This window comes from Allorhizocola rhizosphaerae (assembly GCF_003426775.1).
Classification (GTDB): Bacteria; Actinomycetota; Actinomycetes; order Mycobacteriales; family Micromonosporaceae; genus Allorhizocola; species Allorhizocola rhizosphaerae.
Genome location: NZ_QJUG01000020.1, coordinates 45411 through 55631 on the forward strand (window position 1 = coordinate 45411; position 10221 = coordinate 55631).

Consider the following 10221-nt stretch of genomic DNA (forward strand, 5'->3'; position numbering starts at 1 on the left):
ACGCGACGCAGCCGCGCGGCGCAAAACATGGCACGGTGTTGCGAGATGAACCGGCCTCAATGCCTGAACGACTTCCTTACGTAACGACCGATCGGATAGCTTGTGTCGGTTTTAGTTCAGAAAAGACTTCACGGCGTCCTGGCGGGCCAGTTCTGTCCATGACCACATCAGGCCACAGTGGGCGCTGTTCAAATCGATCTCCAGTGGTGGAGCATCGTCGCCGTGCGCATCCCTCCTGTGCTCAAGAGAGCCCTCCCGTTGCTGACCGCCCTGACGTTGGTGATCGCCTCGCAATTCAGCGGCTCCGGCCCGCGTTCGGCCGGCGTCGGCTCGGACAAAATAGACAGCGCCCTGGCCTCGCGGCTCGACTCCGGCGCGCCCACCGATCTGCTTGTCCGGTTTCACAAGCGGGCCGACCTGTCCGGCGCCGGTGCGATCCGGGACTGGGCCGAACGCGGGCGGTATGTCGTGGACCGGCTGCGCGACACCGCCGGCGCGAGCCAGGCCAGGACGCGCGCGCGACTCACCGCCGCCGGCGTGGCCCACCGGTCCTTCTGGGTGGTGAACACCATCCTGGTCAGCTCGGCCGACATCGGGCTCGCTGAGGCGCTCGCCGCCGATCCGGAGGTGAGCCGGCTGACCGAGGTGAGCCGGTACGACGTGCCGGAACCCTTGCCGGGCAACAACTCCACGCCCGCCGTGGTGAACGGCGTGGAGTGGGGCGTCGCCAACATCGGTGCGGACCGCGTCTGGAGCGAGTTCGGCGTGCGAGGCGACGGGCTGGTGGTCGCCACGATCGACACAGGGGTGCAGTTCGACCATCCGGCGCTGGCCGGCCGGTACCGCGGAAATCTTGGCAACGGCGTGGACCACAACTACAACTGGTTCGATCCGTCGCAGGTGTGCGGGCAGCCGTCCACGGTCCCGTGCGACAACATCGGTCACGGCACGCACGTGCTGGGGACCATGGTGGGAGACGACGGCGCGGGCAACGCGGTCGGTGTCGCTCCCGCCGCCCGCTGGATCGCGGCGAAAGGCTGCGAGGATCGCGAGCGCGGGTGCAGCGACTCGGCGCTGCTGGCCTCCGCGCAGTGGATGCTCGCGCCCACCAACCTGTCCGGCGCCGAGCCGCGCCCGGATCTGCGGCCGCACATCGTGAACAACTCATGGGGCGGCGACACCGGCCCGGTCGAGGACCCGTGGTTCGACGAGGCGTTGCGGGCGTGGAACGCGGCCGGGATCTTCGCCGTCTTCTCCAACGGCAACGCCGGACCCGCCTGCGACACCGCCGGCAGCCCGGCGGATTCGGCGTTGGCGTACAGCGTCGGCGCGTACGACACGGCGAACACCGTGGCGTCGTTCTCCAGCCGTGGCCCAGGCGCCGGTGGGGACGTGCGTCCGCACATCTCCGCTCCGGGGGTCAACATTCGCTCGTCCGTTCCGGGCGGTGGTTATGGATACGCCTCTGGGACCTCGATGGCGGCGCCACACGTGTCCGGGGCGGTGGCTCTGCTGTGGTCGGCCGTGCCGGCGATGATCGGTGACGTCTCGGGATCCAGGGACTTGCTGGGCGCAGCCGCGACCGACACGCCCGATCCCACGTGCGGCGGCACCGACGCGGATAACAACACCTACGGCGAGGGACGGGTCAACGCCTACCTCGCGGTCAGCCGCGCCCCGCGAGGCGAGACGGGTGTCCTGGCCGGCGTGGTCCGTGATGCCGCGACCGGGCAACCGGTCGCCGGTGCCGGCGTGGTCGCCGCGGCGGTCGACGGGTCCGGCGAGCGGGTCGCCGCCACCGACCAGACCGGTCAGTATCGGTTCACGCTGACCGTGGGTGAGTACCGGGTCGTCGTGTCGGCGTTCGGTTACGCCACCACCCAGCCCGTCACCGTCACCATCCCGGCCGGTGCCACCGTCACCGCGGATCTGACGATAGCCCCGCAAGCGCGGGTCAACGTCCACGGCCGCATCACCGACGGGTCGGGACAGGGCTGGCCGCTCTACGCGCGAGTGGTGGTCGACGGCGTGCCGGGTGGCACGTTCTTCACCAAGCCCCACGACGGCCGGTACAGCTTCGAGCTGCCCGCCGGATCGACCTACACACTCCGGGTCAAGGCGGAGTACCCCGGCTATGAGGCGGTGGTCGCCCAGGTCGCCGTCGGGAATGAAGATGAGGTACGGCGCGACTTCGCCCTCGCCGTCGGCACCGAGCAGTGCCTGGCGGCCGGTTATCGCACGGACCACCGCGGACTGTTCGAGACGTTCGACGCCTCGACGCTGCCGGCCGGCTGGGCGTCCACAAAGGAGACCGGGGACGGCTGGCGGTTCGACGATCCGGACAAGCGCACCAACCTCACCGGCGGTGCCGGCGGGTTCGCCGGCGTCGACAGCACCGGGGGGAGCCTGCTCGAACGGGCGGCGCTGACCTCACCGGTCGTGAACCTCACCGGGGTTACCGCTCCTGTGCTCGCGTTCCGTACCGACATCATCCGCCGGAGGCAGGGGTCGGTCTACGTCGATGTGTCGGTAGACGGCGGGGCGGCCTGGGAGACGGTATGGCAACAGGCACAGCATCTGCGCGGCCCGCAGCAGATCCGCCTGCCGCTGCCCGCGGCGGCCGGGCAGCCGGACGTGCGGGTGCGGTTCCGCTACGACAGCGGCTGGACCTACGACGGCTGGTGGCAGCTGGACGATGTGCTGATCGGCGAGCGGATCTGCGTCCCGCTGCCGGGTGGCCTGGTTGTCGGCACCGTGCATGACGAGGTCGAGCGGACCGGGGTCAACGGTGCGACCGTCCAAAGTGTAGGAATGCCGGCGGATGCGGCCCGTACCATCGCCACTCCCGACGATGCGGCGACCCCGGACGGCCTGTTCTGGCTCTTCTCCTCGCTGACCGGCAAGCGGGAGTTCCGGGCAGCACACGGCCTGGAGCAGTACGCCGACCGGGTCAGCACGGTGGATGTGCGCCCCCACAACGCGGCCCGGGCCAACCTGTCCCTGGGCGTGGGCAAGCTGCGGCTGCGTGCCGTCCCGGTGAACGAGGAGGTCGGACCGGGCGGGGAGAAGGCCGTGACGCTCAACGTGTCCAACGTCGGGACCGCCCCGGCGACGTTCAAAGTCACGGAATGGAAGGACGCGGAGCCCGCCACGCCAACGCTGACCCGGTGGCCGGGCACAGAGTCGCAACAGCATCCGGTGGACGATAGGGGCGGTCCGCCTTCTGAGCAGGCGCCGTCCACAATGGACACCGCTGCCGCGGCGGACGGCTGGACAAGGCTGCCGGACATGATGATGCCGGACATGGACGGTCTGGTCGGGGTGCGCAACGGCAAGATGTATGTCGTCGGCGGCTGGGCGCTGGGCGGCATGGGCACCACGCAACTCGTGCCGTCGTACGACATGACGACGGGGGAGTGGAGCCTTGACGCGGTGGCGCCCAGCCCGTTGCGGGTGGCCAAGCCCGCGGGCGGGTTTATCGGCGACACACTCGTTGTCACGGGCGGCTGGGCGCGCCCGGCGAACGTGCCCACGGCCGCCACGATGCGCTATCACCCGGCGAGCAACACGTGGACCCTGGGAGCGGACGCACCGGTGCGCGTCGCCGCGGTCGGGCATGCGGTGCTCGACGGCAAGCTTTACGTCATCGGCGGTCGCCCCGCGGGCAGCGAGGAGGCCGCAAGCACGGCGGTGGCCGTCTACGATCCCGCGACCGACACGTGGACTCGCGCGGCGGACTACCCCGAGCCGGCGGCGTGGCAGTCGTGCGGCACCATCGGCGGTGAGATCTACTGCGCGGGCGGCATGACCTCCGGCGCACGGCACATCAAGAGCGCGTATGTCTACAACCCGAGAGCCAACGCCTGGTACCGCATCGCCGACATGCCGGCCACGGTGTGGGGTGCGGGATACGCCGGGGCCAAGGGAAAGCTTCTTGTCTCCGGTGGCGTGGTCGGCGGCTACCGCAGCGGCAGAGGCTTCGCCTATGACCCCGCAACCGACACCTGGTTGCCGGTGCCGACATCCCAATTTGCGTTGTACCGCGTCGCCAGCACATGCGGCCTGTATAAGGTCGGCGGGTCCGAGGGCACCTACGGCATCAAGCCGTACGTCGAGCATCTCGCCGGCTACGACGGATGCTCCGCCGCGCCGGTCGACGTGCCGTGGCTGTCCGCGACACCGGACTTGGTGACGCTCGAGCCCGGCAAGCCGGTCAAGGTCACGATTCGGCTCGACGCGGGCGTGGTCGCCGGCCCTGGCAGCTACACCGCCCGGCTGTTGTGGCACGAGAACACCCGTTACGACGTCGCCTCGATTCCCGTGACGATGACGGTGACCGGATAACGGGGATATGGCACGGCTGGCCGGGAAGGCGCGTCGACGCCGAATGACCCGGGGCCAGCCGTGTCCATTGTGGACTGAGCACGAGGAGGCTACCTTCGCACCGCGTCACGGGACCGATTGGATCAGGAGGCCAATGGGGATGCTCAAAAGCGCACCGGCGGCGACACGGTTTGCAGGGAGCGGCGCGACGTCTGTACGCTGCGAAAACCCGTTCGCTGAGCTCGGCGTACAGGTTGAAAGGAGAGCGCCGGCGTGTCGCGCAGTGATGAGCAAGCGGTCTTGGACCGGATCCGTCAGGGTCTCATCTACACCGAGACGGAAGCATCGTTCCAGGCTTCTCAGCGACGTACCGACCTCATCTTCGAGTACAACCACACACCGCCCAGCGACGATGACCGGCGAAGGTCATTACTCGTCGCGATCCTCGGGTCGGTCGGGAACCGCGCCGTACTGCTCCCACCATTCCACGCCGGATTCGGAAGCAACATCCATATCGGTGACGACTTCTTCGGGAACGTCAATCTCACCTTCGTCGACGACGTGGACATACGCATCGGCGACGGCGTCATGATCGCACCCAGCGTGACGCTCACCACAACGGGGCACCCGGTACATCCTGCGCGCCGAGTCGACTACGCGCGGTTCTCGGAACCAATCGTGATCGAAGACAAGGTCTGGATCGGCAGCAATGCCGTCGTCCTGCCAGGTGTCCGTATCGGATACGGATCCGTCATCGGCGCGGGCAGCGTCGTGAGTCGCGATGTCCCTCCGATGGTCGTCGCCGTCGGGACGCCCTGCCGGGTGCTCCGACCCATTACAGATGACGATCTGACGACACGGACTGCGGCCGTCGGCTAGAAAGAGCGAAGACGGCCGCGCTCGACGGCCGCCCGGCGAGCCGGACACGGCGCCGCTGATGCATTGGCGCCCCAGGCACGCCCGCGATGGTGTGGGGCGGGTCAGTCCGATGGGGTCGGTGCGCGGCATAACCGGACGTTGGTGAACCGCCCGTTGTCGAAGTCCAGCCGTGCGCCGTCGCAGTGGCCGAAAGGCGCGCCCCACGACGCGTGGTCCGCCTCGGGCAGGCAGAACACCAGCGCCGGTTCGATGCAGCCGCCGTGGGAGATCACGAGCACGCCGGTCCCATCGGGCACAGACTCCACCGCATCTGTCCACATAGCTCGGTGAGCCTGCGCCACCGCGGCGAGCCCGCCGCCACTCTTGATCAGCTCGGCGTATCTGACGTATGGCTGCGACCAACTCCACTGCTCGTGGTGCGCGACCTCGCCTGAAACGTACCCGGAGGGCATCTCGATTGCGTCGTCGACGGCGTAACCCATGGCCACCGCCGTCTCGATGGCCCGCGGCGATGCACTGGTCACGACGTAACCAAAGGCGCCAAGCTCCAAGCCGACGGCGCGAGCCAGGGCGACACCGCGCTCGGACAGATGCGAACCCCGCCCGCGAGCCGCGCCCTTCTTCGTGAGCGAATGTCGTCGGATCTCCAGCCATCGCACGCCGCCATCCTACGCGGCCTGTCCGGCCATGCTTCGTGCGACGAGCGTCAGGAGCAGGGGCCGGTCTTGAAGCTGCGGTGTCCCCGCCCGGAGTGGCAACGTGTGGTGTACACGACCGAGACAAATCGATAGCGTCCGTCGTCGCCCCGGGCGAACACGACGCGATAGCGCATCGCCTGGATCGAGTCGTCGCCCAGCCTGGTGAGGGTCACGGTCACCACCGCCTCATCCCGCTTGGTCTCCTGGTGCAGGTATATCTCGATCGGACCGTCGAACGGCCTGTCCAGGTCCAGCAATTCGGCGGCCGCGGTTTCCGGGGACTTCGCCCAGCCGGGGTCGGCGGTGTCGATCAGCTCGTTGAAGCCCGGCGCGGTCAAGGTGCCGGTGCTCCGTCCTCGGCGAGGTTGCCCGACCACCGGACGTCGCCCGGACCCGGCGAGGCCGGCGGGCTCCAGCGAACCGCACCGGGCTGCACCACGGGCTCGCTACAGCCTGCGACGAGTATCAGCAGGATCGCGGCGGTCAGCGCTTGCGCGGCACGGCGCAGTGGTCGCTGGTGGCTCACGCGTGCGAGCGTACTGGCTCCAGCCCGGCGCGTCTGCCCGGTCGTTACGGGCCGGTGAGGCAGGCATGGTGGGCGGGCAGGGCGATTCCCGATCCCTGCGGCTTGGCGCTCTCGGGAATGGTGCCCGATGTCGGCACACCACAACAACAAAGGATGGGTGTGGCAGCCGGCGCCAGGTCGGTGCGAGGCAGCCGATCGCATCGGCCGACAGGATAGCCGGCATCGGGCACAACGAACTCTATGATGCGGCCGGGCTAACCCATCCAGTCGCCGATGTTGTTCCAGGCCATCTCGACCTCACGCAGGATCGAGACCGAGTTCTGCCGCAGGCTGAGCACCTCGGCCCGGTGCAGCACGGCGCGCATCAACGGGACTCCGCCGGCCCGGCTCAGTTCCTCACCGATCGCGCGGACCTCGTTTCGCTTGCCGCCCAAGGCCGACGGTCCAAGCTGGACCAATCGTGCGGCCGCCGCTTCCTGCTCGGCCGACAGCGGCGGGTCGCCCGCCGCACGGCTTGTCGCGAGGACTCGCGCGATCCGCCCATCGGCCCAGTCGCTGGGTGTTGTCTGCGCCGACGCCGGCGCGAACACCGGGTCCAACCACAGCCGTACCTCGGCATTGAACATGTTGACCAGGACGAGCACCGACAACACGAGCCCGGCCACGGCCTGGATCGCCCCCGAGAAGATGGCGATCGCTCCGCCGATGATGCCGAGCACTTCGACGACGATGACGGGAAAGCGTGCCCAAGACACCCCACGCGTGAGCAGCACGGCGCACCCCGCCAGCACGAAGCCGATCAGCAGCGATCCGAACCCCAGCAAAGCCTCCGCGCCACCGCCGCCGAAGAACAGCAGCAGCGCTCCGCCTCCCGCGTTGAGCACAGCCTGCAGATACAGCACGATGATCGCGGTCCAGAGCTGCCGGGGGCGTTTGAGTACAACGTTTTCAGACACTCCCGAACCGTATGAGACCCGGCACGGGACCCCTCCCGCGCCGCGATTTCACTCCAACTCCCCGAGCAGGGCCAGGTCAGCGGGCGTAAGAGTAGCGGTCGTGACCGTCAGTTCGACCATCAGGTTGTGGCTGAGCTTTACGCCCAATGGTTTCTCGACTTCATCCTCGAAGAGCCCGGCCTTGACGCCCTTGTCGCGAAGGGAACGCCGGACCTTCTCCACGACCCGGTCCACCCGTTTGACGTCCCAGTGTTGCCCGGGTTGCAGCTCGTTGAGCTGGTCGGCGACGTCCTGCCGGGGCAGCGGGGACGGGTCGGGATCCTTGGACAGGTAGCGCTGCCCGAGGACGACCAGGACCAACCGCTGCTCCTGCGTGAGCGGCCAGGCCCGTGGCGCCAGGGTGCGGCCGTCGGGCAGCGGAACGCGCGTGGTCCCCTCGGCATCGTTGATGCGCACTTCCAGCACGTGCTTGCGGTCATTGGTACCGGTAATAATCAATGTCGTATATCCGGGATTCAGCGGGTACGGCTCGTCCGCGCGGTGAATCCGATATCCGCCAGACATTTCGATGGCCAGCGTCCCGGTGTTGCGCAGCCACCACCAGCGCTGCCGATACTCAAGCACCCCATGCGTGCGGCTCACGCGAAGGTCGTTCTCACCCACAAACACCGCTTCGGTCTTGGGCTCGGGCGCACGGCCGAACCGCAGCCGCGCGCCTTCGGCGGCGCTCAGCCCGACCGTGCCGCTCAGTGCCCGCACGATGAGGGCGCCGGGGCTGGTCCACGGCTTGCCGTGACGTGGGATGTCGCCGCCGGCGATCCGGGCGAGCGCCACGAATGCCTCCTGGAAGTTCATATGGCTGCAGTCGGTGCGGGAGGGGTCCCGTAGGTCATACCGTACGCTCTCGGACATGGCTATGGACATGGCGATGTTCACCACGGTCAGAGCGGCGAGCCGGGCGATCGGATGCGGGTTGCTGCTGGCTGCGCTGGCGGCAGGCTGCGCGCAAAATCCGCTCACCGGTCCGGAGACCGGCACTCCGAGCGCCACGGGGGCGGCAACGCCGTCCGTGACCGCGATTGCTTCCGCCCCGACCGTGCCCGATCGGCAACCGCACACCCTCGTGCTGGAGGCGACCGGCGGCGGCAACGTCACCTCCGTCAAGTACACCTTGGACGGCAAGGACGTGCAGCGTGGGGCGGTGACCCTGCCCTGGCGCGAGTCCATCACGATACCCAATGATGGTCAGCCACACTCGTACAGCCTGGAGGTGGAGTTCCGCGGCGGGGGCAAGGTCGACCTGGTCGCGATCTTCAACGGCCAGGTTGTCGCCCGGGGCGGCAGCGCGGGCAGCGGCAACTCGACGGGCAACGCCGCAGTCGGGGGCACCGTCCAAGGCTGACGCGGCCCCGCTTACGCAGGCCCGGCGTCGTGCCGCCACCAATCGATGATCGCGAACGGCTCGGTGCCCCAGTGGGCATACACCGCGATGGCGAAGCGCTCATCGGTCCACTGCAGATAACGCTCGCCGGTCGAATCGTGCGTCCCGCAACGGAGGGTGCCGCTGCTGCCGTTGCCCCGCGCATAGGGCCTGCTGCCGTAGAACTCTTCCGGCAGGCGCGTGCAGTCTTTCTCCGGCTCGGTGTCGCTGCCGGCGTTGAACGTCCTGCGCATCGCCTCAGCGTCCGCGAACTGGTAGTACACCACCAATCCCGCACCGCTCGTGCGGCCGCACGCCACGGCCGCAACGGGTGTCACACCGCCGATGTCGGCCCACACCTGCCCCGGCGACGGGCGCAGGCAGTTGAGCCGGGAGGCGATCGGGATGCGGTCGAGCAAGGCGCGCTCGGGCCCGGTCGGGAACGGCGGCGCCGCACGGGCGTTGACCGCGGCCACGATCCGGCTCAGCGGCGCCAGGTGCCACTCCCACCACCAGCCGTGAAGCGCGCCCCGTTCACTGCCCGTGACCCGGCCGGCGATCAGCAGCGGTTCCATGGACCACTCCATCGCGAGCGTGCCGTCGGGGCCGGGGCGGCACAGGTATTGTCCTAAATCGACAGAGAGCCAATCGTGCCGACCGGTGCCGAGGAAGTCCGGCCCGGCGCACGAGACCCCACTGGGCGCCTTGGCCTCGCCCACCCGGCCGGTGAAGCTCGCACGCAGCTCGGGCAGCGAGGCGAACCGCAAGTAGGACACCTCGCGCGCGCCCGACCCGGTCGGGATGCAGGTCACGCCCGCGATCGCGGCTGAGTCCAGATTGGACAGCCGCTTGCAGTCCGTGCCGGCGGCGAAGTCGAACAGCTCGCGCTCCTGCGCCGTCGGGAACGCCGGATCGCCACCCGTCCACGCCGACCAGGCCTGAAGCAGCGCCGCTCCCTCGGCCGCCGGTGCATCGGCCCGGGTGACCGTGCGGGCCTGCTCATCGGTCCACACCAGCATGGCACTCCCGTCGCGCTCGTGACACAGCACCCGCCCGCGCATCGGACCCGTTGCGGGGTAACGGTGCTCGGCTCCGGTCCAATCAGCACAGTCGCCCTGCCCCGTTGCCACACCGGCCTCACCGACCAGGCGCGAGTATGCCTCGTTGGCGCTCCTGGTGTCAGGGAACAGGTTCAGCACGGCGTCGCGGCACGACAGCGCCGAATTGGCCCCGGTCATCGGCTCGACCTCCGCCTCGCAGTCGTCCCGCAGGGCGGCCGGCACCCGGGCCAGCGCCGCCCGATCCGGGGCCGGATCGACCACCGTGGCCGCGACCGTCGCGACCAGCGCGGTGGTCAGGCCGGCCCCTGCCACCGCCATCGCCCCCGCCCACCGGCGCATGCTTGGGGTCTTCGCCGCG

The 10221-nt window shown here is 69.2% G+C and carries 9 protein-coding genes; 3 read left to right on the top strand and 6 right to left on the bottom strand.

Going from position 1 to position 10221, the window contains the following annotated elements; genetic code table 11:
- Nucleotides 1–177: 177 nt before the first annotated feature.
- Together DM816_RS06195 and DM816_RS06200 are read left to right on the top strand one after the other, a co-directional pair.
- Nucleotides 178–4344 (top strand): S8 family serine peptidase, encoded by a 4167-nt coding sequence (locus tag DM816_RS06195; protein WP_117209164.1) that lies wholly within the window; start codon nt 178–180, stop codon nt 4342–4344.
- A gap of 279 nt (nt 4345–4623) precedes the next feature.
- Entirely contained in the window at nt 4624–5202 is a 579-nt protein-coding gene (locus DM816_RS06200) for a sugar O-acetyltransferase (protein ID WP_246001638.1), read from the top strand.
- 101 nt (nt 5203–5303) lie between these two features.
- Here DM816_RS06200 and DM816_RS06205 read toward each other — a convergent pair whose 3' ends face one another.
- The 5 genes from DM816_RS06205 to DM816_RS06220 all read right to left on the bottom strand — a co-directional run bounded on the left by DM816_RS06205 (nt 5304) and on the right by DM816_RS06220 (nt 8294).
- Nucleotides 5304–5861 carry a histidine phosphatase family protein gene (locus DM816_RS06205; RefSeq protein WP_211588565.1) on the bottom strand — a complete coding sequence of 186 codons (558 nt, stop codon included), beginning with the start codon at nt 5859–5861 and terminating at the stop codon, nt 5304–5306.
- Nucleotides 5862–5908: 47 nt separating this feature from the next.
- Nucleotides 5909–6238, bottom strand: a complete 330-nt coding sequence (locus DM816_RS06210; RefSeq protein ID WP_117209168.1) for a hypothetical protein — start codon at nt 6236–6238, stop codon at nt 5909–5911.
- Entirely contained in the window at nt 6235–6426 is a 192-nt protein-coding gene (locus DM816_RS42245) for a hypothetical protein (protein WP_162907163.1), read from the bottom strand. Before DM816_RS42245 ends, DM816_RS06210 begins: the two co-directional genes overlap by 4 nt.
- Before the next feature lie 254 nt (nt 6427–6680).
- Nucleotides 6681–7382, bottom strand: coding sequence for a hypothetical protein (locus DM816_RS06215; protein WP_117209170.1), 702 nt, complete (start codon nt 7380–7382; stop codon nt 6681–6683).
- A 48-nt stretch (nt 7383–7430) separates the two neighbouring features.
- A complete protein-coding gene (locus DM816_RS06220) occupies nt 7431–8294 on the bottom strand; it encodes an FHA domain-containing protein (protein ID WP_162907164.1) in 864 nt (287 codons plus the stop codon).
- On the opposite strand from DM816_RS06220, the gene DM816_RS06225 reads away from it, so the two are divergent.
- Nucleotides 8293–8784: a hypothetical protein gene (locus tag DM816_RS06225; protein WP_162907165.1), complete on the top strand. Its 492-nt coding sequence runs from the start codon at nt 8293–8295 to the stop codon at nt 8782–8784. The genes DM816_RS06220 and DM816_RS06225 overlap by 2 nt on opposite strands.
- Nucleotides 8785–8795: 11 nt before the next feature.
- On the opposite strand, the gene DM816_RS06230 is transcribed toward DM816_RS06225, so the two are convergent.
- The coding region (locus tag DM816_RS06230) for a hypothetical protein (RefSeq protein ID WP_211588566.1) at nt 8796–10221 on the bottom strand (1426 nt) is incomplete at its 5' end.